Source organism: Lacinutrix jangbogonensis (assembly GCF_000797445.1).
GTDB lineage: Bacteria > Bacteroidota > Bacteroidia > Flavobacteriales > Flavobacteriaceae > Lacinutrix > Lacinutrix jangbogonensis.
The window spans coordinates 267,433-291,134 of sequence record NZ_JSWF01000028.1 but is presented as its reverse complement, the minus strand read 5'-3'; the positions used below and the strand labels follow the sequence as shown (position 1 = coordinate 291,134).

The following is a 23,702-nucleotide window of genomic DNA, read 5'->3' as shown; positions in this document are numbered from 1 at the left end:
AACCCTAACAACACTTTGTTAGGGTTTTACTTTAACTCTACAATAACTTCATTTTTTCTATTAAAAACCTCGAAAGGCGCATTGTAACCTAAAAAGGAGAACTTATTAGTGTAAGAAATACTATTTTTATCTAAGGTCTCTTTTAACAAGCTTTTATATTTTTCTATTTTTTCTTTGTCTGCCCAACCACCAAAACTAATAGCAGCGACTGTTTTTTCTGGCATTTGTTTAAACTCAATATTTGATTGATTTGGTTTGGGTAAATCTTCTTTATTATATTGTTTTGGCACCATAAACTGCATCGTAACAGAATCTTCGAGACTCATGTTTACAGGAGACGTCATGGCAATATTTTCTTTGGTTTCGTTATTACCAAAAATATAACCTCCTAATGCGTTAAAACCTTCGGTTCCTGCTTTATCGTAATCGCTTGTTTGTAATTTTATTGATGTAAATAATGCGGATTCATATTTGCGTATTTCTATATCATCAATAGTTTTTACCGTTTTATATTGATGCATTTCAATATCTTTTTGCGCATACATAAAATAGGCTTGAAAGATTAAAAAGGCTACAAAAATAACACCTAAAATAATTAATATGGTTTTCATTTTCATAAGTATAAAATTAGTTGTAAAACGGAAACATCCGTTTACGTTTTACAAAACTTTAGCGCTGTTTTTTTAACACCCAAAGTCCGTAAAAGCCTAAAAAAAGTTCTGCAATTACCCCAAAAACATATCCAAAAGTTGGAATACCATCTAAAAGAATGCTAACCACTCTACCAAAGCCCAAACCTAACATAAAAATAATATTAGTAGTCATTGCTATCTTGAGATAGTGTGCTTTAAAAATACCTAAAAGCCATAAGGTTGAGAATCCTAAATATAATCCCATAACAGCTTTGTAAAAATTATGTTCATCTATAGTTTCTAAAAACATATCGAAACTTAATTCAGGTTTAAAACCATATATAATAGCTGTAGGAACCACTATGCAAACCGAAATGATGAGGTGTATTTTGTTTATGAAATCGGTTTTTGTTTTTATCATAATACTGTTTATCAATACAGTTTATAGGCTTCGCTCTAGTATCTTCAATCAAAATATATTTTGATTTCAATAACTTTAAGGATTAAAATATATGTTTATTAAAAAGTCAAGTCAACGGTAATCAATTCTTCACCACGTTTTACTGTAACTTTAGTTGTGTCTCCTTTTTTAAAGCTTGATAATGCGGTCATATAACTCATCATGTCTGTAATGTCCTGAGCACCAATTTTCATTACAATATCTCCTTTTTGAATTCCTGCATTTGTTGCTGGAGTATCAGATCGCGTTCCATCTATTCGCATACCTTCGCCATCGTATAAATAGTCTGGAGTAACACCAAGGCCAACTTCAAATTTTGGCACAGAATCGCTTTCATTTTTTGTTTCTCTAAATGGTAACTTTCCATTATTATCAAGATCTGTAATTATTTCTAAAATGTAATTAGAAATGGTTTGCATGCCTTCGTAATTTAATTTTTCGGTATCATCACTCGGCTTGTGATAGTCCTCATGCTGACCAGTAAAAAAGTGTAATACAGGAATATCTGCATGATAAAAACTTGTATGATCACTTGGTCCAACACCAGATTCTTTGGCTACTATTTTAAATTTAGAATTATTAGAGGTTACAGTTTGCTTTAAAATTGGAGATGTACCAACGCCATAAACAGCTAAAGTAGTATCTGCTTTTAAACGTCCAACCATATCCATATTAATCATATAATTTACTTTTTTAGTATCGATAGTTGGGTTTTTTACAAAGTAATTAGAACCTAATAACCCCATTTCTTCACCAGAAAAAGCCATAAATAAATAGTTGTTATTTGTGTTTATTGCTTTTAATCTTTCTGCTAAATTTAAAAGTACCGCTACTCCACTTGCGTTATCGTCTGCTCCATTATGGATTGCTCCTTTTTCTCCTCTATGCAACGAACCTTCTGCACCTAAACCTAAATGATCGTAATGTGCGCCAATAATAATGGTGTTTTCGGCTTTATTATCTATTAACCCAATAACATTTGTTCCTGTAATTGTGCTATCGCCATCTTTTACAGTGTAATTTACTTTTTGATGCGGATCTGTTTTTGGACGAAATGAAAACGTCTGTAAATATCCTTTTGTTCCTTTTTCTTGCAAGCCTATGCTTTGAAACCTTTCAGCAATATACTTCGCGGCTTTTTGCTCTCCATCACTTCCTGTTTGTCGGCCTTCTAAAGCATCAGAGGCAAGAAAAGTAACGTCGTCTTTTATAGAAACTGTTTTAATTGTTTCTTTTGTTTCGGTTTTACAAGCTGTTAAAAACACTAAAAAAAGGGAAGTGATTATGTATTTCATTATAAGAGTATTAATTTTGTACAAAATTAGACAATATTAAGCAGTTATGAAACGTGCATGTTATAAATTAATCACCTTAACGAATGGTTAATAGCAAACAGCATGTGACCATAAAAAACAATAAATATAGACTTATGAAAACACGTATATTTAATTTATTACTTATTACTCTTATTTCTTTTTCTTGTAAAAATGAAGTTAAAACTGAAGACAAAAAAACAGAAATAACTTCAGAAAAAACAAGCAATAAGAATCCTTTAATCTATCCAGATGAAGTGCACTTTAAAGAGCTACGTCAAGTTACTTTTGGTGGTGATAATGCTGAAGCATATTGGAGTTTCGACGATAAACAAATTGTATTTCAATCTAACTACGAAAAATGGAATGTTAGCTGTGACCAAATGTTTTTAATGCATGCAGACGAGACCTTTAATGGAACTGTACCCCCAATGGTAAGCACAGGAAAAGGACGTACAACATGCTCCTATTTTTTACCCGACAACAAACATATTATTTATGCATCTACACATTTAGGCGACGAAAAATGTCCAGATACACCTTTACGTAAAAATGGAAAATACATCTGGCCCGTTTACGATACGTTCGACATATTTGTTGCTGATTTAGAAGGAAATATTGTTAAGCAATTAACTAACGAGAAAGGTTACGATGCCGAGCCAACAGTATCTCCAAAAGGAGATAAAATTGTTTTTACATCCACTAGAAGTGGAGATTTAGAGCTTTACACAATGAATTTAGACGGCAGCGATGTTAAGCAGATTACAGATGAATTAGGCTACGATGGAGGCGCGTTTTTCTCACCAGATGGCACAAAAATTATCTTTAGATCTTCTAGACCAAAAACTGAAAAAGAAATTAAAGAGTATAAAGATTTATTAGCTCAAGGATTGGTAGAACCAACAGATATGGAACTTTACATTTGTAATGCAGATGGTGGTGATTTACGTCAATTAACCGACTTAGGAAACGCGAATTGGAGTCCGTTTTTTCACCCTTCTGGTAAAAAGATATTATTCTCTTCTAACTTTGAAGCAGAACGTGGTTTCCCTTTTAATTTATACTTAATTGATATTGATGGGAAGAATTTAGAGCGTGTCACTCATGGTGAAACTTTTGATGCTTTTCCTGTGTTTTCTAACGATGGAAAAAAGCTAGCCTTTTCTTCTAACAGGAATAATGGCGGTGGACGTGATACAAACTTATTTATTGCTGAATGGCAGGACTAGCCCAATTCCTTATAAAAAAGGAATTCTATTTCTCTAAACGATCACGCTCTATAAGCTCCTTTGTTCTTTCATTAGTTTCAAGTGTAGTATTACCAAACTTATAACTAAACCCTAATTTTATATAACGCGTATCTTCATTGTTAAACGTATAACTATCTTGATTTAAGTACCTATTGGTTACACCATAATCTTGTTTGTTAAACACATCTGCAATAGCTAAAGACAGCGTTCCTTTTTTATTAAATAGTTGTTTTCTAATTGATAAATCTGAAACCACGCGTGTGTCAATGGTTTGTAAGCCAATAATATTTGCTCCAACTCTTGTTATCGTAAGGTTTGCCGATAAACTATTGTCTTTTAAAAAGCTGTAATCCGTACTTAATATCGAATAATTATACCACTTATTTTTTTCAACATTGGTGTTGTTCAAATTAAATTTGACATCTGTATTCGATAACGAATTAGCGGCATATAAAAACCACCGTTCTGTTATACTTTTATAGAATTCAATATCTAATCCATATTCGTTAGATTTATTAATATTTAGTGGTGCATAAGTAATAATATTGGTGGTGTTATCCTGAATTGGTGTTTCGAAAATAACATTATCATTTGTTTTATAGAATACTTCAACCGTTAAAAAATCGTACAATCCTGTTCCTAATAAAAATTTATTTGTGAGCTGTGGTTTTAAAACCGGATTTCCAGTTACAACAGTATTATCATTTAAAAAGAAGTTAAACGGATTTAACAATTGATAACTTGGTCTGGAAATACTGCGTTTGTAATTGCTATAGATGCTAGCGTTTTCTGATACTTGATGACTTAAATTTAACGTTGGAAAAACTTCGAAATAGTCTTGTGTGTTTTTTACATTATTTGAAACAGACAAACCGTCGACTTTGGTTTGTTCAACTCTTAAACCTCCATTAAAATCCCACCTATTCCAAGATTTATTAAAAGTCGAATAAGCTGCAAATATAGACTCTTCGTAATTGTAAACATTAGTATTTGCAGTATCTAAGACGCTACTTCCTGTTGTTTGGTTTATATCAAATTGCTTAATGTCGCTATCGGTTTTTATGTTAGATGTTTTAACTCCAAAAGCAAATTCTGAGCTGTCGTTAATAGGCAATGTATAATCTAATTGAGAAGTAAAAATAGTAGTCTCTTGATTATTATTAGTGTTAAATGCTGATCTGTAATTATTAGTAGCATCTGGAAACAAATAATTACTATTTACGTTTTGATTTCTTTGGTAGTCGTAATCTGTAAGATGGGCATTAAAAGCTAATGTGGCTTCGTTTTCAAAACCATGTACAAAATCTAAATCGAAACCTAAATTATACTTCTCGTCTTCGGAACGATTAATGGCATCAAAGTTAAAAAGTCTCTCATTTAAATTATCTATAACTAAGGTTTTTCCATTAATTCTATAATGGTAATAAGGCACTAATAAGGCGTTAGATGAAAAACTTAAGGTGTTTTTGCTATCAATAAAGTAATCGAAATTTAAATTCACATTGTGTGTGTTCGAACGCGTATTTCTATTGTTATTCGTTTGCCATTTTTCGTCTAAATCACCAGTATTATCAAGATAATTTACACGATCGTCATTCTCTCTATTAATTTTACTTTTAGTAAAACTATAGTTCAAATTCAGATTAATTTTTTTTGTTTTATAAAACTGATTAACTCCAGCATTATATCTACCAAAAACGCCTTGCGTGTAATTACTAAAAAGATTGCCACGGTAACCTGTGATTAAATTCCTACTCATTACAATGTTTAAAACAGCACCACTTTCTGCATCATATTTTGCCGGTGGATTGGTAATCACCTCTACCTTTTTAATAGTGTTTGCTGGTGAATTTTCTAAAAGCTGGGTAATTTCGCTAGCCGAGAGATTTACTTTTCTATCGTTTATATACACTGTTGGTGTACTGTTTTTTACTGTAATAGTGTTGTCGAGAATTAAAACGCCTGGTGTGCTTCGTAATACTTCTAATAAATTGCCTTCGCTTAAAGCTGTATTGGCGACGTTAAACACAAGTCTATCTGATTCTCTTTTTAGGGTTGGTTGGGTTGATGTAAGTGTTACTTCTTCAAGCGCTTCGATATTTTCTTTTAGAATAATTTTTATTGTATCGTTCTTTAATAATTTAATATCTTTAGATTCTGTTTCAAAACCCATAAAACTAGCTGTGATTCTATAATCACCTGATTCAAGTCCATCAAATTTAAAAAAACCTCCTTTTTCTGTAGAAAACCATTTTGGGTTTTTATAACCAGGGTTTCCAATTAGTTCCGTTTCAGTCTCACTTTCCATAACAGCCTTCATAAGGTATATGTAGGCATATTCAATAGGTTCATTATTTTCATCTAATAGAGTCCCAGAAATTGTAAATTGCTGTGCTATAATTTCCGAAGAAAACAAAAAAATAAGTAGGTATAAAAAGTATTTCATTTATGGGATTAATAAAAAAGCAAGTTAGTCATTGTTTTTAGTTTTTTATTACGGTAAAAGCCGTAAATTTTTGATGAGTACTATGCCTAATAAAAACTAAAAAAATCGCCAATAAATGCCTTATATTTGCAGACTCTTATCATATATTAGAGAAGATAGATTATGAAGCACATTAGAAATTTTTGCATTATTGCACATATTGATCACGGAAAAAGCACACTTGCCGATCGTTTACTCGATGCAACTGGCTCTGTAACTGCTCGTGAACAGCAAGCACAACTTCTAGATAGTATGGATTTAGAGCGCGAACGTGGTATTACCATTAAGTCGCACGCTATACAAATGGAATATACATACGAAGGTCAAGAGTATGTTTTAAACCTAATTGATACTCCCGGCCATGTAGATTTCTCTTACGAAGTCTCGCGATCTATTGCGGCCTGCGAAGGTGCTTTATTAATCGTCGATGCAGCGCAAAGCATACAGGCACAAACCATTTCTAATTTATATTTAGCACTAGAGAACGATTTAGAAATTATTCCTGTTTTAAATAAAATCGATTTACCAAGTGCAAATCCAGAAGAAGTAACAGACGATATTGTAGATCTTTTAGGTTGTGAACCAGAAGAAGTAATACATGCTAGTGGAAAAACTGGTTTTGGTGTCGAAAATATTTTAGAAGCTATTATTAAACGTGTTCCAGCTCCAAAAGGAGATCCAGATGCACCTTTGCAGGCTTTAATTTTCGATTCAGTTTACAATACTTTTAGAGGTATTGAAACGTACTTTAGAGTTTTTAATGGTGAAATAAAAAAAGGACAAAAAATTAAATTTGTCGCTACAGATAATCACTATTTTGCAGATGAAGTTGGAACTTTAAAACTAACGCAAGTGGCAAAACAAAGTGTAAAAACAGGTGATGTTGGTTATTTAATTACCGGAATTAAAACAGCAAAAGAAGTAAAGGTTGGAGATACTATTACCGATTTTGATACTCCAACAACCAATATCGTTGAAGGTTTCGAAGATGTAAAACCAATGGTTTTTGCTGGTATTTACCCTGTAGATACAGAGGATTACGAAGAGCTTAGAAACTCTATGGAAAAGCTTCAGTTAAACGATGCCTCTTTAGTTTTTGCTCCTGAAAGCTCTGCCGCTTTAGGTTTTGGTTTCCGTTGTGGTTTCTTAGGAATGCTGCACATGGAAATTATACAAGAACGTTTAGAGCGCGAGTTTGATATGACGGTTATTACAACTGTACCAAACGTGTCGTACTATGCCTTCACCAATAAAAATCCGGATGAACCATTTGTGGTCAATAACCCAAGTGATTTACCAGAACCAACAATGATTAATCGGGTTGAAGAACCTTATATTAAAGCTACAATAATTACGAAAGCCGATTTTGTTGGTAACGTTATGAGTTTGTGTATTGAGAAACGTGGAATGATTACTAATCAAACCTACTTAACTCCTGTTCGTGTTGAGCTTACTTTCGAAATGCCTTTGGCAGAAATAGTTTTTGACTTCTACGATAGATTAAAAACGGTTTCTAAAGGTTATGCTTCTTTTGATTATCATCCAATAGGTATGAAGACATCGAAGTTGGTACGTTTAGATGTTTTATTAAATGCACAACCAGTAGATGCCCTTTCTGCGCTTATACATGCAGATAACGCACACCATATTGGTAAAAAAATGACTGAGAAATTAAAAGAATTAATTCCACGTCAGCAATTCGATATTCCAATTCAAGCAGCAATTGGAGCAAAAATTATTGCCAGAGAAACAGTTAAAGCATTACGTAAAGATGTTACTGCAAAATGTTATGGTGGAGATATTTCGCGTAAACGTAAACTTTTGGAGAAGCAGAAAAAAGGTAAAAAACGTATGCGTCAAGTTGGTAATGTAGAAATACCTCAACAAGCGTTTATGGCAGTTTTAAAGTTGAATGATTAATTTTTATTTTTCAAATTATATAAAAAAAACTCAGTGAAAACTGAAGGTTTTTTTAGCTTTATGTTGCTTCTACAAGCTCAACATCAAAAGGTTTTCCTAAATACACCAAATGCCAATTTTCGCCTATTGCTTCAATAGCTTTATTGTAAGAGGAAATGATTTGTATTTCAGAGGCTTCATTTTTTATAAATAATGGAATAATATCACTGTCTTTATCAGAAATCTCAATTAAACTCTCGTAGTGCAACTTATCCTTTATTTCTATTTCCTGAATGCTTGGGTATTTACTGGTTACATTTGTAAGTGTCATAAAATCGTCTGTATGAGAAAACAAGCCTTCTTTTGGGTTATTGTTACTATCATGCATTTCGTCGGCACTCACTAATCTAAAAGATCCATTTTCGCCAAAATTCTTACTAAACTTATTAATAGCATAGGTGTTAATATCGTTACTTCCTGTTAGCGCCATTAAGTAACCAACATCGTTTAATTCTATATTATCCATTAAAGTATCAGAATAAATATTGGTGTTTATGGCCTCAAGACCTAATTCTTGAGCTTTATCGATATTGCTTTGGTTGCTGTCTATTAAAACAACATGTCTTCCGTTAGATTCTAAATAATGCCCTATAAGCCTTGATACTTTAGAAGCGCCTACAATTAAAATGCCATCAGATTTTATTAAAAAAACACCGACAATTTTTGCAAATAAACGTGCTGTTGTTGCGTTTAATAATACGGTACCTAAAACAATCATGAAAACTAAAGGTGTTATATATTCTGCACCTTCTACACCTTGCTTTAAAAGTTTACTACCAAAAAGCGAAGCAATACCAGCTGCTACTATACCGCGTGGTCCAACCCAACTAATAAAAAGTTTTTCGTTAAGCTTTAATTTGGAGCCTCGGGTGCTTAAAAAAACAGCTATTGGCCTAATTACAAAAACAACAATAGCAAAAAGAACTGCTGTCTTCCAGGTGTACAATAGCATTAAATCTTCAATATTAATATTTGCTGAAAGAAGAATAAATAATATTGAAATTAGTAATACACTAAGAGATTCTTTAAAATATAAAAGCTCTTTAAGGTTTTCTAGTTTTCCGTTTCCTAGAACCATTCCCATAACTACAACGGCCAATAAACCAGATTCGTGCGCAAAAATTTCAGACTCAACAAAGACCAAAAGCACTGTAGAAAGTGCGACCACATTTAATAAGTAATGTGGAATGTATTTTTTATTAATAGCAAAAGCCAAAGCATGAGCGAATGTAAAGCCAAAAGTGGTCCCGAAAAGCACAATTTTCCCAAACTCTAAAAGCGCTGTTTTTGTAAAGCCGCTATCACCCCCAACGCTAATAAACTCAAAAACCAATACGGCTACTAATGCGCCAATTGGATCTATTAAAATGCCTTCCCATTTAAGAATTGTTGAAATATCCTTTTTAAGTGGAATATTTCTTAAAATAGGCGTAATAACCGTTGGTCCTGTTACAATTATTAGTCCAGAGAATAAAAATGATAAGTCCCAACTTAAATTAAAAATATAATGTGCTAAAACACCAGCTCCAAAAAAAGTAACCGCAGAACCCAGTGTAATTAACTTGGTTATTACTGGTCCAACATTTTTTATTTCGGAGCGTTTTAATGTTAAACCGCCTTCAAAAAGAATAATACTTATCGCTAAAGACACAAAATAATACAGGCTATCTCCAGGAAATAATCCTTTTGTGCCATTCCAAATAGGTTCTATCCATTTTTCTCCATCTTCGCTTAAAAATTCTGCTGCAATTGGTCCCACCAGAAGCCCAATAAGTATTAACGGTAGAATAGCTGGAATTTTAAATTTCCATGCAACCCATTGTGCTAATATTCCTAAAATGATGATTCCAGCTAATTCTAACATAAAATGTTTTTTGTTTTAAAAAGTTAAAGTTAAAAATAAATAATTCATAATGACATGCTATCTAGAATTCTTATACACTTGTTTGGTAATAACAAAAAATACTATCTTCACTTTTTTTGAAATTATTTATACGTGACTAAAAAACCATTTAAAACCATTGGAATAGGTATAGCCTTTTCTCCTAATCTTAAAGCAAACCTTTTTGAAGCCGCGCGTTTAGCCTTGCTTTTTCAAAGTAAGTTAGCTATTATTCATGTTGGAGAAGCGTCTGAAGACAAACTAAAAACCTTAAAAACCATTCTAAATAATTTTAAAAAAGAGCATTTAGATTATGAAGTTGTTTTTAAATCTGGAAATCCTGTTGATGTCATTTTAAACGCTTCAGAAGAAAAAAATATAGACTTACTAATTATTGGTGCGGCAAAAAAAGAAAAGCTTTTTACTTATTACGTAGGTTCTATTGCGCGCCAAATTACCAGAAAAGCAAAGTGTTCTTTATTGCTACTTATAAACCCATCTATCGAGCGCTTGCCATGCCAACACATTGTTGTTAATGGTTTAATAGACCCAAAAACAGAACAGACCATTGCGACGGCTTTTTATGTTGGATCAAAATTAAAAGCAGAAAAACTAACCATTGTTGAAGAAATTAAGCAAAACGAAATTGCTGTTAAAGTTGATGATGATAAAACACTTAGAAAAGCTACAATTCTAAAAGAACGTCTAGCAAATCGAGAACGTTCAAGAATAAATCATGTAATAGACGATATTCCTGAAGAATTTACTAAAAATATTGTAGTAAAATCGCAACCTATTTTTGGAACACAAGGCTACTCTATTGGTCATTATGCCCAAATTGCAAGAGCCGATTTACTAATTATGAACGCACCTACAAAAATGACCTTTTGGGATCGCCTTTTCCCGCATGATATAGAACATATTTTAACCGAATTACCAACCGATGTTTTAATTATTCAATGAGACCAAAAAAGAATATTATAAAATCGTTTTTTAAAACATTACCAAAAAATATTTTTTCTGGTTTTGTAGTAAGCCTTATTGCTTTACCGCTTGGTTTAGGACTAGCGATGGCAAGTGAAGCTCCTCCAATTTCAGGTGTAATAGCTGCTATTGTTGGTGGTGTGCTCGTCTCAATTTTAGGAGGAAGTAACGTTACTATTGCTGGGCCAGGAAATGGTCTTGTTGGTGTGCTTTTAGTTGCAATTACGACTTTAGGTTTAGAAAGCGCTTATGCAGCTATTATTTGCTCTGGTGTTTTACTATTAATACTTGGTTTTTTAAGATTAGGTAAATTGGCAGATTTCTTTCCATCTTCTGCAATACAAGGTATGTTAGCTGCTATTGGCCTAATAATTCTTGGAAAACAATTTCATATTATGCTTGCGCATCGCATAAAACGAGAAGACACAATAGATTACCTATTGGAAATTCCTTATACCTTAAACGATGCTCTTCACTATGATAATAAAGGACTAATTTATGCTGCTATTGCCGGTGTATTAAGCTTTATAATCATGATATTTTATTCGAAAATAAGAAACAAATATTTACAGCTTATTCCTGCTCCAATGTGGATTGTTATTTTATCGATAACTTTTAGTTACTATTTTGAGCTAGTTGCACACGAAAATAACCCAATTGCTATAGATTATATGATTTCTGGAATACCTGAATTTTCTGAGATTATAGATCAACTACCAACAGTAAATTTTAGTAAGATAGGAACTTTACCTTTTTGGACAAGCGTTCTAGCACTAACCTTAATTGCAAGTATAGAATCCTTATTAAGCATAAAAGCAGTAGACAAACTAGATCCCGAAAAAAGAAGAAGCAATGTAAACCGAGACTTAAAAGCACTTGGCTTGGCAACAGTTGGCAGTGGGTTTTTAGGTGGGTTAAATGTAGTAACAGTTATTGCAAGAAGTTCTGTAAATGTCAATAATGGTGCAAGTAACAGGTCTTCTAATTTTTTTCACGCACTATTTTTAGTTATTTTTATTGTTCTTTTTAGTTCTCAATTACAACGTATTCCATTACCCGCTTTAATGGCTATTTTAGTGTATACCGGTTATAAATTAGCTTCACCAGAAAATATTAGAAAAATTTTTAGAATTGGGAGAGAGCAACTTATTATATTCTTCATTACTTTATTTGTAACACTAAAAGTAGGTTTAATTTCCGGGATTGCATCTGGAGTTTTTATCACTTTTATTATCCATATCGTAATCAATAAAAGTTTTGGGCTTTTTGGTCGAAACCTCTTAAAACCTAATGTTTTAATGTTTCAAGAGGAAGGGAATTACTATGTAAGTGTAAAGCACTTTTGTAGCTTTTTAAATTTCTATAAACTGAAAGCAAAATTAGATGCTGTCCCAGAAACCGAAGATGTAATTGTTGATTTCTCACTGTGTAAATTTGTAGACCATACCGTTATGGAAAATCTTAACAACTATCAAGAGTTATTTACCAAAAGAGACGGTCATTTTGAAGTATTAGGTCTCGATTTGCATGATACAGATTCTAAACATCCCTTTGCTTTACGTCGCTTGCTACCTGTGCCTAATGTTATTAAAAAAAGCTTAACGCGCCGTCAAACAACAATAGAAGAATTAGCAAAAGACTACCAATTAAACTACGCATCCAAAAAAGAAAGAGAAACACACTTTTTAGATGGTTTTCACTTCTTTAGAACAAAAAAAATAAATTATATTTATAATCAATTATCTAGCGAGAATGAAGCTATAAACACTTTTGATATTGAATTTTCTGAAGGCGAGTTTATTGCTAAAGAAGTGATTCGTTCTACCATGCTTCATATAAAACTTGATAAAAATATTCCTGAATTCACTTTAGATCGCGAAGGCTTTTTAGAAAAAGTTTATGCTTTTGCTGGTTTTAAAGATATTCCGATAGAAAACCATACAGATTTCTCTAACAGGTTCTATTTACTTGGTGAAGATACAGAGGCGATTCAAGAATTCTTTACAGACGAAACCACCCATTTCTTCGAGAGTAATCCTTACTACCATGTAGAATCTAATGGACACAATTTACTTGTTTTTGGTCGCGAAAGACTAGCTAGTATTAAAGAAATAAAAGCACTTTACGATTTTGGTAAACGCTTACAACAAGTAGTTTCTTAATAAAAGCATAAGGTCTAGTAACAATTACTTAGTTTTTCATAATTTGCAACAATGAATTTATATCCTATAAACGCAGGTAATTTTAAGCTTGATGGAGGTGCCATGTTTGGTGTGGTTCCAAAATCGCTATGGTCGAGAACCAATCCTGCTGATAGTAAAAACATGATTGACATTGCTGCGCGTTGTTTATTAATTGAAGACGGAAATCGTTTAATTTTAATAGACACAGGAATGGGAAACAAGCAAAGCGATAAATTCTTTGGTTACTATCACCTTTGGGGAGACGATACCATAGACAAGTCTCTTGCTAAATATGGTTTTCATCGCGATGATATTACAGATGTTTTTATGACGCATTTACACTTTGATCACTGTGGAGGCTCTATTCAATACAACAAAGACAGAACTCTTTTAGAGCCTGCTTTTAAAAATGCTCATTTTTGGAGTAACAAGAAACATTGGCAATGGGCAACAAAGCCTAATCGTAGAGAGGTTGCTTCATTTTTGAAAGAGAATATTATACCAATAGAAGACAGTGGACATTTAAAGTTTACGAAACTTCCACAAGGTCATTCTGAAAATATTTTAAAAAACTCAGCCCTAGGTTTTGATATATTTTTTGCTAATGGACATACCGAAAAGCAAATGATCCCAATGATTAATTACAAAGGAAAAACCATCTGTTTTATGGCAGATTTATTACCAACTGTTGGTCATTTACCAATTCCGTTCGTAATGGGTTATGACACGAGGCCTTTATTAACTATAGACGAAAAAGAAACCTTCCTCAACCTAGCCGCAAATAATAATTATTACTTATTTTTGGAACACGATGCACATAATGAGTTAATTACTGTGCAAAATACCGAAAAAGGAGTCCGTTTAAAAGACACTTTTACAAGCAACGATATTTTTAATATATAATATAACAACTAAACAATTTATAACATGAAATTAATTAATAAAACACTTTTGTTTTCAGTATTTTCTGCAGCCCTATTATCTAGCTGCGGTGGTGGTGCACCAATTTTAACAATACCTGTTGAAAACATCGATACATCACCCCTAAAAGAAGCTACGCTTACTGAAGCTGAAGCTCAAAACTGGGGACATTTAGACCTTGCAAAAGATACTATTCCAGGAATGAGTGTTGATAAGGCCTATAGTGAAATCATAAAAGGTGAAAAAGGACAAAAAATTATTGTTGCTGTTATCGATTCTGGAATAGATATTACGCATGAAGATTTAGATGGTGTGCTTTGGACCAACAAAAAAGAAATTGCAGGCAACGGAAAAGACGACGATAAAAACGGTTATATCGATGATATCCATGGTTGGAATTTTCTAGGCGATGGTTACGATGAGCAATTAGAATATATTCGTTTGGTAGCTAGTGGAGACACAAATGCAGCACGTTTTGCAGAAGCTAAAGCTAAGTACGACGCAGATTATAATGCAGCGCTTGCAGGAAAGCAGCAATATGAAGGCATTGTAAACTCTGTTGAAAGCGCTCATAAAGCATTAACCGCTCACTTTAAAAAAGAAGATTATACCGCAAAGGAAGTAGCGGCTATTCAAACTGAAGATGCTACTTTAGAAGCAGCTGCAGAGACTGCAACTAGTATGTTTTCAAGAGGAGCACCTTCGCTACCTGCTGTATTAAAACAAGTACAACCTGGTGTTGACTACTATGGAGACCAAGTGGCTTTTAACTTAAATAAAGATTTTAGCGGTAGAAAAACAGGAGATAATCCAAACGATTTTAACGACAAACCAGGTTACGGAAACGGAAACGTTATGCCTGTAAAAAAATCCGAAAGTCATGGTACTCACGTTACAGGAATTATTGCAGCAGAGCGCAACAATGGTATAGGAGCAAATGGAGTCGCTAATAACGTAGAGATTATGGCAATTCGAGCTGTACCTAATGGCGATGAGTATGATAAAGATGTTGCGAAAGCAATTAGATATGCAGTAGATAATGGTGCAAAAGTAATTAATGGTAGTTTTGGTAAAAGTTTCTCACCACATGCTGACTGGGTTAGAGATGCTATTAAATATGCAAGTGATAAAGGTGTGATTTTTGTTCACGCTGCAGGAAACTCTAGTGAAGATGTAGATACAGAGCCTAATTTTCCAGATGATAACGTAAATTATGTTGAAGTTGGTAATACTTACATTCGTGTTGGTTCATTAGCTCCTAAATATGGAACAAATATGGTTTCTAGTTTTTCTAACTACGGAAAAAATAATGTAGATGTTTTTGCTCCAGGAAGCGATATCTATTCTACTACTCCAGAAAACGAATACGATACTAAAGGCGGAACATCTATGGCTGCTCCTGCTGTTGCTGGTGTTGCTGCTTTAGTTTGGTCTCAATACCCAAAATTAACAGCGGCTCAGGTTAAGCAAATTATTATGGATTCTGGTTTAGCGATCAATACTAAAGTTGTTGTTGGTGGTAAAGCTGAAGACATTAGATCGTTTGGAGATTTAACAAAATCTGGAAAAATGGTTAATGTATACAATGCACTAATTATGGCATCACAATTATCTAAGTAATTATAAAACTCAAAAAAGCCTCGGTATTTACGAATTACTGAGGCTTTTTTATTTAAAATAAATTAAAATGAAAAAAGTTCTTCTTTTTAGCCTTTCGGCTTCATTATTTTTAATGGGTTGCGGCTCATCTAAAAGTGTATCTACAACTACAACGACCCAAACGATTACAGCTTCTAGCTCGTCTTCAGCAAAATCTACCTATTGGCAGCAACATGTGGATTATAAAATGGAGATTGATATGGATGTTAATAACTACCAATATCAAGGAAAGCAGAAACTGGTCTACACCAACAATTCGCCAGATGTATTAAATAAAGTCTTTTATCACTTGTTTTTTAATGCTTTTCAGCCAGGAAGCGAAATGGATGCTAGATTACAGTCTATAGAAGATCCCGATGGTAGAATGATGAGCAATGTAGATGGTGAGAAAGTAAGTAGAATTAGTATACTAAAGCCTAACGAAATAGGGTATATAAACGTAACTTCTCTTAAACAAAACGGAAGTAGTGTAAAGCACTTAACAGCTGGAACTATTTTAGAAGTTACTTTAAACAAAGCGATCCAACCAGGAGAAAGTGTCACTTTCGATATGGTTTTCGACGCTCAAGTTCCTTTACAAATTCGTCGTTCTGGTAGAAATAATGCAGAAGGTGTTGCATTATCAATGACACAATGGTATCCAAAATTATCGGAATATGATTTTGAAGGTTGGCACGCCTATCCATACATTGCTAGAGAGTTTCATGGTGTTTGGGGAGATTTTGATTTAAAACTAACAATAGATAAAAATTATGTTGTTGGTGGTACGGGTTATCTACAACCAAATCCAGTAATAAATGGCAATAAGAAAACGCTTCATTTTAAAGCACCAAACGTTCATGATTTTACTTGGGCTGCAGATCCTGAGTATATTCACGATACCATGCAAGTCCCTAATGGACCAATGCTAAATTTCTATTATAAGAAAAACATGCCTGCTAAGAACTTAGAAAACTGGAAAAAACTTCAATCTAAAACAGTTGAAATGATGCAGTATTTTAGTGAAAATATTGGGAAATATCCATACGATCAATATTCTGTTATTCAAGGTGGAGATGGTGGAATGGAATATGCGATGTGTACTTTAATTACTGGTAAACGCAAATTTGGTAGCTTAGTGGGTGTTACTGCTCACGAATTAGCACATACTTGGTTTCAGTTCTTATTAGCAACCAACGAAGCTAAAAATGAGTGGATGGACGAAGGGTTTACAAGTTACATAAGTGATCACGCTATGAACTTTATTAACAAAAGGAACGCGGCTAATCCAGCTATTGGTGGTTATTATGGATATGCTTCTCTTGCAAAATCTGGTAAAGAAAAACCACAGACTACGCATGCAGATCGCTACGAAACCAACTTTGCTTATAGTAGAGCAGCTTACAGTAAAGGTGAAGTGTTTTTAGCACAACTGGGTTATGTTATTGGAGAAGACAATTTAAAAAAGACCATAAAACAATATTTTAACGATTGGGCTTTTAAACACCCTACACCTAACGATTTTATTCGCGTAGCAGAGAAAGTATCTGGTTTAGAATTAGAATGGTATTTAACAGACTGGACCAAGACAATAAACACTATAGATTATGGAGTAAAAAGTGTAAATGGCAATACCGTTACTTTAGAGCGTATTGGCGAAATGCCAATGCCTATTGATCTTGAAGTAACGTATACCGATGGTTCTAAAGAAAGTATTTACATTCCATTACAAATGATGCGTGGTGAAAAACCAACAACAGCAACTGTTGCTGCAGACTGGGCTTGGGCTTACCCAACCTATTCTTTCGAAGCTAAAAAAGCTATAAAAAGTGTAGAGATTGATGCTAAAAATATAATGGCAGATATTGATAAGACAAATAATAAAATGTAAAACAACTGTTTTATTGGAAAATGAGATAAAAAGCTACACCTTTATGATGTAGCTTTTTATCGTTTCATATTTTTTATAACTAATTAAAATTAAATCCAAAGAGATGAAAAAAATTTCGATACTATTAATTTTTATAATTGCTTTAAGCTGTAAAAAGGAAACCAAACCAGTAAAAACAAAAGTAGAAACCAAAACAACTCAAACTACAATACCTAAATCAAAAGAAAAAACTACAGTTAAAATAACAACTATTGTTTTTCTTAAGGATGTTAAAAGCTTAGAGAAAGACACCTCTAAAAATCCTATTGAGAATTTTAAGAAACGCGCTTCTGGTTCGGTAAAAAGGGTTATTAAAATAAATAAAAACAATATAGAAGCATCGTTAATAAAAGCTAAAGATTATAAATACGCTGTTATTACTGTAGGAGATTATACTATTCTTAAAATTACCGACTTAGATAATTGTAAACCTTCTGGTTCTTGGAAAGCATGTATGCCAAAGGGTGAAGGCTACATTAAAAAAGGTAAATTGATATATCAAAACGATTATATCAACAATATTATTGGCTTACCAGACAACAAAGAGCGTTTGTTGTATTTGTTTTAAATAAATAAAAAGTGATTAATAACTATTAAAACCACATCGAAAGTTGTGGTTTTTTATTTTTCAAAATGTTTTGTCTAAGTGATGTTGTATATTAGCTTCATCCATAAAAGGAAGACATAGCACGACAGTTATACAATGAAACTTACCTACAATAAACACGAAAAGCTTAAAAGCCAAAAAACCATCGAGAAATTATTTCTTGAAGGACAATCGGTTTCGGCATATCCTTTGCGGTTAGTGTATATGAAACATGACGAATCTAGAAAAATTGGAGTTTCTGTAAGTAAACGAAATTTTAAGCTTGCTGTAGATCGTATTCGCATAAAACGCTTGCTTCGTGAAACTTATAGATTAAACAAAACCATGTTAATTAATAAGGAAGTTAACGGTTATGCGTTAATGATTTTATATATTGGTAAAGACATGCCAGATTTTGAGTTTGTAAACACTAAAATGAAAACCGTATTAACAAAATTTACAGACGCTATTTCTAAACCTTAGAACTATGAAAAACATCCTAAAACAAAAAGTGCTTATTCCTGTATTGGCACTTACAATATTACTTACTGGTTCTGCTTTTAAAAGCTATAACAACGATTTTTTCGAAATAGCCAAACAAATTGAAATATTCACTACACTTTTTAAAGAGCTGAATATGAATTATGTCGATGAAACAAATCCCGGTGATTTAATGGATAACGCCATTAAAAACATGCTAAACGACCTCGATCCCTACACTAAGTTCTATAACGAACAAGATGTAGAAGCTGCGAGAATTAAAAGAACGGGAGATTATACTGGTATTGGTGCTAAAGTTCGTGTTTTAAAAGACAAGTTAGTAATTATTGAACCTTATAAAGGGTATCCAGCAGACAAAGCGGGATTAAAAGCAGGAGACGAGATTGTAAAAATGGATAACCAGAGAATTGCAGACTATGAAGACGATGCTAGTAACTTACTAAAAGGCGTGGCAAATTCTACAGCGGAAATAACCTACTTAAGACAAGGAAAAACAGCAAATACAACCGTAAAACGTAGTGAAATTGAAATTGATGCTGTACCTCATTTCTCCATGATTGATGCTACAACAGGCTACATTGTATTAAAGAAGTTTAACGCAAAAGCATCTCAACAAACAGGTTATGCCCTAAAAGATTTAAAAGCGCAAGGTGCTAAAAGTATTATTTTAGACCTTCGTGGAAACCCAGGAGGATTACTAAACGAAGCAGTTAATGTAGTAAACTTATTTGTACCCAAAGGGCAATTAGTAGTCACAACAAAATCTAAAGTTAAAAAATACAACAGAACATATTACACTAAAAAAATCCAATAGACACAGAGATTCCAATAGTAGTGCTAATAAATGGCAGTAGTGCTTCGGCAAGTGAAATTGTTGCTGGAACAATACAAGATATAGATAGAGGTGTTGTTGTTGGTGCTAGAAGCTTTGGAAAAGGCTTAGTGCAACGTCCAAAAAAGTTAACCTATGGTACGCAGTTAAAAGTTACTATTTCTCGTTATTATACGCCTTCTGGTCGCTGTATTCAAGCTTTAGATTATTGGAATAAAGATGACAAAGGAAACGCAGTTCGTGTAAAACAAAAAGATTACAATGTTTTTAAAACCAAAAATGGAAGACAAGTTTTTGACGGTGGTGGTGTTTTTCCAGATGAAGCTTTAGAAAACTCCAAGAATTCTGCTATAACAAAAGCTATTTTAAGCAACCAGAGTGTTTTCGATTATGCCACTAAATATTATTATAACCATACTAATATTGGTGATATTAACAATTGGAAACTAACAGATTCAGATTTTCAAGATTTTAAAAAATTCTTAAAATCTTCAGATTTTTCATTTGAAACTGCAACCGAAAAATCCCTGAGTAAAGCATTAGAAGTTGCTAAAACAGAGAATTTAGACGACGATATTCAACGTGATTATAATAATTTAATTAAGAATTTAAATAATTCAAAATTAAAAGCTGTAGACGATAATAAATCTCAACTTATGAGTTTATTAAGCGATGAGATTATTAAACGTTACGTATACAGAGAAGGATTATACGAGTATTATAAACTAAATAATAATGAAATTAAAACGGCTGCTGAAATATTAGCGAATCCTACAAAATACAAACGCTATTTAAACTAGTCTATTTATTAAAAATGAAATATATAATAACCATACTTTTATTTGTAACACAACTTGGGTTTTCTCAAAATAAATTCGCCCATGATGTTTATTTCGATACAGACAAGTATTTTGTGCCTTTAACCGAAGAAAATAGGTTATTACTTTTTATTTCTACTTTAGATACAATTCCTATTGAAAAAGTATCTATCTATGGTTTTACAGACGATAGAGGTACTAACGAATACAATTTAGAACTGTCTCAAAATCGTGCTAACACTATTAAAGATATGTTTGCTGGTTATGGTATTGACCCTAATTTAATTACTAATGTTAATGGGAAAGGAGAAATTCTTTTAAAGGTTTTAAATGAAGAAGAAATACAGCAAATTCGTGGCTTAAACAGAAAAGTTGAAGTCGTTGTTACTAGAAAATTACCTACTAAAGCTAATGAAGAAAAAAATAAGGTTGTAAAGGAAACTACAAAAGAAAAAACCACAGACGATATTAAAAAAGGAACTATAAAAAAAGGCGATAAAATCCGTTTAGATAAAATCTATTTTAAAACCAGTTATAGTTATGTTACTTCAGGCTCTAAAAAAACACTAGAATCTCTTGCTAAAATTATGGTTGAAAATAAAAATATTTATTTCACCATTCAAGGTCATGTATGTTGTACACAAAATAGTCGGGATGCCGTAGATAAAAAAACAAGTAAACGAAATTTATCTGTAGCTAGAGCGAAATATATTTATGATTATTTAGCTAAAAAAGGTGTGGCTAAAAAACGAATGAAATACTTAGGTTTTCGAAGAAAATTTCCACTTGGTGGCGCACCAGAATTTGATAGACGTGTAGAAATTTTAATTACTTATGTTGGCAAGGAAAACTAATGATTTTTACTTTTATATAGCATTCCAATATGAGGGATTCCATCTTCTAAGTACTCCTCTCCTACTTCAAAAAACTGTAAATTATTATAAAAGCGTTTTAAATAACACTGTGCAGAAATTTTAATTTCAGAAGTATTATAGTGTTCTTGTATCGCTTGTATAGAAGCTTCCATAATATCGTAACCGTATTTGTATTGCCTTTCATTTTCTGCAACCACTACTCTACCAATACTTGATAATTCAAAATAATCTCCAGGTTTAAATATACGTGTGTATGCAACTATTTTACCCTTTTTAAATCCAATTACATGTAATGCTTTTTGGTCTTTACCATCTAGATCTTGATACACACAATCTTGCTCTACAACAAAAACGGCGCTTCTTAACTGTAGTAAGTCGTACAACTCTATGGTTGTAAGTTCTTGGAAGGTTTTAGTTTTTATTTCTAGCATAATTTATAATTTACTGTTATTGTGAGGAACGGAGTAGTCTCATTAAAAAATGAGCCTTTAAAATACTTCTCGATACAAAATTATTAAAAAATAATTTCACTCGAAGTGACATATGTATATGATTTTCTATTTATGAGATTTCTGCATTTCCAGTATTTAGTCCTGCACAATAACATCTTTAGTATCATCCTTTCCAAATTCTGGCTGAATATTAATATGGTTAATTTCAAATTTATGAAATAATAATTCTTCAATTTTAGAAAGAATAGTATCAAATTCTGTTAGCGTAATGTTTTTTTCAAAATCTACGTGAGCTTCAAAATGAGTTTCGTCTTCATTTAATTGCCAAACATGAATATGATGTACGTTTTTAATGGCTTCAAAAGCATTTATTTCTTTTACTATTTCATCTATAGGAATGGTGTCTGGTGTAAACAACATTAATACCTTGGTAGATTCTTTTAGTAAATCGAAACCCATCCAAATAAGATATAATGCAATAGCAAAAGTAAGCACACTATCGACCCAAAAAACAGAATAGAATTTCATTAATAATCCACCAATTAAAACAGCCACACTCGCCATCATATCTGTTAACAAATGTAAATATGCACTTCGCATATTCATGTTCGATTCGCTATCTTTTTTAAGTAGTAAAACACTAAAACCATTACCTAAAATAGCAATAAAAGACAACCAAATAACTAAATTACTTTCTATCTCTTGAGGATTTTGAAATCGCTTAATAGCCTCAATAATCAATAAAATGGCGACAATCATTAAAGTAGAAGCATTAATAAATGCTGCTAAAATTTCGGCACGTTTATAACCAAAAGTTTTATGTAAGGAGGCTTTTCGTTTAGATAATTTTTCGGCTATATAACTAATAATAAGCGATACAACATCGCTAAAATTATGTAACGCATCACTTAATAAAGCAAGACTTCCAGAGAGTAATCCACCAATTACTTGCGCAACGGTTATTACTATGTTTAAAAGGATAGAAATTAATAAGTTTCTACCTTTTAAATCGCTATGATCGTGTGCGTGATTATGAGAATGATTGTGCCCCAATTAACAAGGAATTTTTTCGACGCGGTTTTGGTGTCTTCCGCCTTCGAATGCTGTTTCTAAAAAAGTATCGACCATTGCAATAGCTTGTTGTACTGCTGTATAACGTGCAGGAATACAAATAATATTTGCATTATTGTGTTGACGCGTTAAAGCTGTAATTTCTTTTGTCCAACAAATACCAGCACGAATACCTTGATGTTTATTAGCAGTCATAGCTACACCATTTGCACTTCCGCAGACAAGAATTCCAAAAGTTGATTTTTTACTTTCTACGTCGGTTGCAACAGGATGTACAAAATCTGGATAATCTACACTATCGTTAGCATCTGTTCCATGGTTTATTACTGCAATACCTTTAGCTTCTAAATGCGTAATAATAGCAAATTTGTAGTCTGTTCCCGCGTGATCGTTTCCTATTGAGATTGTCATAATATAAGTTGTGTGTTAAAAAGGTAAAGTTAATAATTGCTTGCAACTATTAATAAGTAATACTAATGAACTTATTCAAAGTTTATAGGTTTGTAAATTAAGCTTAAAAAAGAGTGTTTAAAACTGTTGTTAACAACTACACGTTTTAATAGTGACTACTTGTTAATATCTAATAAGAGCTTTTTAAAACTTTTATTAGGATTATCCAGTTAATTTTACAAACCAAAACGTAAACTTAACCACCAAAGAAGTTAGCTATTTTCTTTTGGTAATTTATCATTAAAAAAAGAACACATACAAACACAAAAAATTAAATTACTTATTAAAAAAATGTTGTTAACTTAGGTTATAAACAGTTGTTAACAGCAACCTTAATTAGTATTAAAACCAGTACTTTAATATGTTTATAACCTGTTAGTAGAAAGAGACAAGTAAGCTACACAATCAAAAGTTAAAAAAGTTATACCGCTATTCACAAGCTATCATAATCATCATTATTTTTTTAAATTTTAAAGAAAG

The 23,702-nt window shown here is 32.4% G+C and carries 18 protein-coding genes and 1 pseudogene; 11 read left to right on the top strand and 8 right to left on the bottom strand.

The window, feature by feature from the left end:
- Nucleotides 1-26: 26 nt before the first annotated feature.
- The 3 genes from RH82_RS10240 to RH82_RS10230 form a co-directional block, all read right to left on the bottom strand.
- Nucleotides 27-611: an SOUL family heme-binding protein gene (locus RH82_RS10240; RefSeq protein ID WP_034060482.1), complete on the bottom strand. Its 585-nt coding sequence runs from the start codon at nucleotides 609-611 to the stop codon at nucleotides 27-29.
- Between the two features lie 58 nt (nucleotides 612-669).
- A complete protein-coding gene (locus RH82_RS10235) occupies nucleotides 670-1,053 on the bottom strand; it encodes a DUF4345 domain-containing protein (protein ID WP_034060480.1) in 384 nt (127 codons plus the stop codon).
- Between the two features lie 98 nt (nucleotides 1,054-1,151).
- A complete protein-coding gene (locus RH82_RS10230; RefSeq protein WP_034060478.1) occupies nucleotides 1,152-2,387 on the bottom strand; it encodes a M28 family peptidase in 1,236 nt (411 codons plus the stop codon).
- Nucleotides 2,388-2,521: 134 nt separating this feature from the next.
- Between RH82_RS10230 and RH82_RS10225 the strand changes: the two genes are divergently transcribed.
- Nucleotides 2,522-3,634 carry a TolB-like translocation protein gene (locus tag RH82_RS10225; protein ID WP_034060579.1) on the top strand — a complete coding sequence of 371 codons (1,113 nt, stop codon included), beginning with the start codon at nucleotides 2,522-2,524 and terminating at the stop codon, nucleotides 3,632-3,634.
- 25 nt (nucleotides 3,635-3,659) lie between these two features.
- Here RH82_RS10225 and RH82_RS10220 read toward each other — a convergent pair whose 3' ends face one another.
- A complete protein-coding gene (locus tag RH82_RS10220; protein WP_034060477.1) occupies nucleotides 3,660-6,101 on the bottom strand; it encodes an outer membrane beta-barrel family protein in 2,442 nt (813 codons plus the stop codon).
- A 162-nt stretch (nucleotides 6,102-6,263) separates the two neighbouring features.
- Here RH82_RS10220 and lepA point away from each other — a divergent pair, with 162 nt between their 5' ends.
- Complete coding sequence (gene lepA, locus RH82_RS10215) at nucleotides 6,264-8,060, top strand: translation elongation factor 4 (RefSeq protein ID WP_034060475.1); 1,797 nt, start codon at nucleotides 6,264-6,266, stop codon at nucleotides 8,058-8,060.
- Between the two features lie 58 nt (nucleotides 8,061-8,118).
- Here lepA and RH82_RS10210 read toward each other — a convergent pair whose 3' ends face one another.
- Complete coding sequence (locus RH82_RS10210; protein WP_034060474.1) at nucleotides 8,119-9,963, bottom strand: cation:proton antiporter; 1,845 nt, start codon at nucleotides 9,961-9,963, stop codon at nucleotides 8,119-8,121.
- A gap of 132 nt (nucleotides 9,964-10,095) precedes the next feature.
- Here RH82_RS10210 and RH82_RS10205 point away from each other — a divergent pair, with 132 nt between their 5' ends.
- From RH82_RS10205 to RH82_RS10165, 9 genes and pseudogenes are all read left to right on the top strand, one after another.
- The gene (locus RH82_RS10205) at nucleotides 10,096-10,944 is read left to right on the top strand and encodes a universal stress protein (protein WP_034060473.1); all 849 of its coding nucleotides are present in this window, start codon (nucleotides 10,096-10,098) and stop codon (nucleotides 10,942-10,944) included.
- Nucleotides 10,941-13,127 carry a SulP family inorganic anion transporter gene (locus RH82_RS10200; RefSeq protein ID WP_034060472.1) on the top strand — a complete coding sequence of 729 codons (2,187 nt, stop codon included), beginning with the start codon at nucleotides 10,941-10,943 and terminating at the stop codon, nucleotides 13,125-13,127. The genes RH82_RS10205 and RH82_RS10200 overlap by 4 nt, the downstream gene beginning before the upstream one ends.
- Nucleotides 13,128-13,178: 51 nt before the next feature.
- Complete coding sequence (locus tag RH82_RS10195; protein WP_034060471.1) at nucleotides 13,179-14,051, top strand: MBL fold metallo-hydrolase; 873 nt, start codon at nucleotides 13,179-13,181, stop codon at nucleotides 14,049-14,051.
- Nucleotides 14,052-14,075: 24 nt separating this feature from the next.
- Nucleotides 14,076-15,689 carry a S8 family peptidase gene (locus RH82_RS10190; protein ID WP_034060469.1) on the top strand — a complete coding sequence of 538 codons (1,614 nt, stop codon included), beginning with the start codon at nucleotides 14,076-14,078 and terminating at the stop codon, nucleotides 15,687-15,689.
- 67 nt (nucleotides 15,690-15,756) lie between these two features.
- Nucleotides 15,757-17,598, top strand: a complete 1,842-nt coding sequence (locus RH82_RS10185) for a M1 family metallopeptidase (protein ID WP_034060467.1) — start codon at nucleotides 15,757-15,759, stop codon at nucleotides 17,596-17,598.
- A gap of 103 nt (nucleotides 17,599-17,701) precedes the next feature.
- Nucleotides 17,702-18,205 carry a hypothetical protein gene (locus tag RH82_RS10180; RefSeq protein WP_034060465.1) on the top strand — a complete coding sequence of 168 codons (504 nt, stop codon included), beginning with the start codon at nucleotides 17,702-17,704 and terminating at the stop codon, nucleotides 18,203-18,205.
- Between the two features lie 135 nt (nucleotides 18,206-18,340).
- Nucleotides 18,341-18,706 (top strand): ribonuclease P protein component, encoded by a 366-nt coding sequence (rnpA, locus tag RH82_RS10175; RefSeq protein WP_034060463.1) that lies wholly within the window; start codon nucleotides 18,341-18,343, stop codon nucleotides 18,704-18,706.
- A gap of 4 nt (nucleotides 18,707-18,710) precedes the next feature.
- Nucleotides 18,711-20,356, top strand: a pseudogene (locus RH82_RS10170) (S41 family peptidase).
- 14 nt (nucleotides 20,357-20,370) lie between these two features.
- Nucleotides 20,371-21,228: an OmpA family protein gene (locus RH82_RS10165; RefSeq protein WP_034060461.1), complete on the top strand. Its 858-nt coding sequence runs from the start codon at nucleotides 20,371-20,373 to the stop codon at nucleotides 21,226-21,228.
- Here the strand turns inward: RH82_RS10165 and RH82_RS10160 are convergent.
- The 3 genes from RH82_RS10160 to rpiB all read right to left on the bottom strand — a co-directional run bounded on the left by RH82_RS10160 (nucleotide 21,225) and on the right by rpiB (nucleotide 23,183).
- Nucleotides 21,225-21,680, bottom strand: coding sequence for a GNAT family N-acetyltransferase (locus tag RH82_RS10160; protein WP_034060459.1), 456 nt, complete (start codon nucleotides 21,678-21,680; stop codon nucleotides 21,225-21,227). The two genes, RH82_RS10165 and RH82_RS10160, sit on opposite strands and share 4 nt — an antisense overlap.
- Before the next feature lie 156 nt (nucleotides 21,681-21,836).
- Nucleotides 21,837-22,754, bottom strand: coding sequence for a cation diffusion facilitator family transporter (locus RH82_RS10155; RefSeq protein WP_034060457.1), 918 nt, complete (start codon nucleotides 22,752-22,754; stop codon nucleotides 21,837-21,839).
- A complete protein-coding gene (rpiB, locus tag RH82_RS10150) occupies nucleotides 22,755-23,183 on the bottom strand; it encodes a ribose 5-phosphate isomerase B (RefSeq protein WP_034060456.1) in 429 nt (142 codons plus the stop codon).
- Nucleotides 23,184-23,702 lie beyond the last annotated feature (519 nt).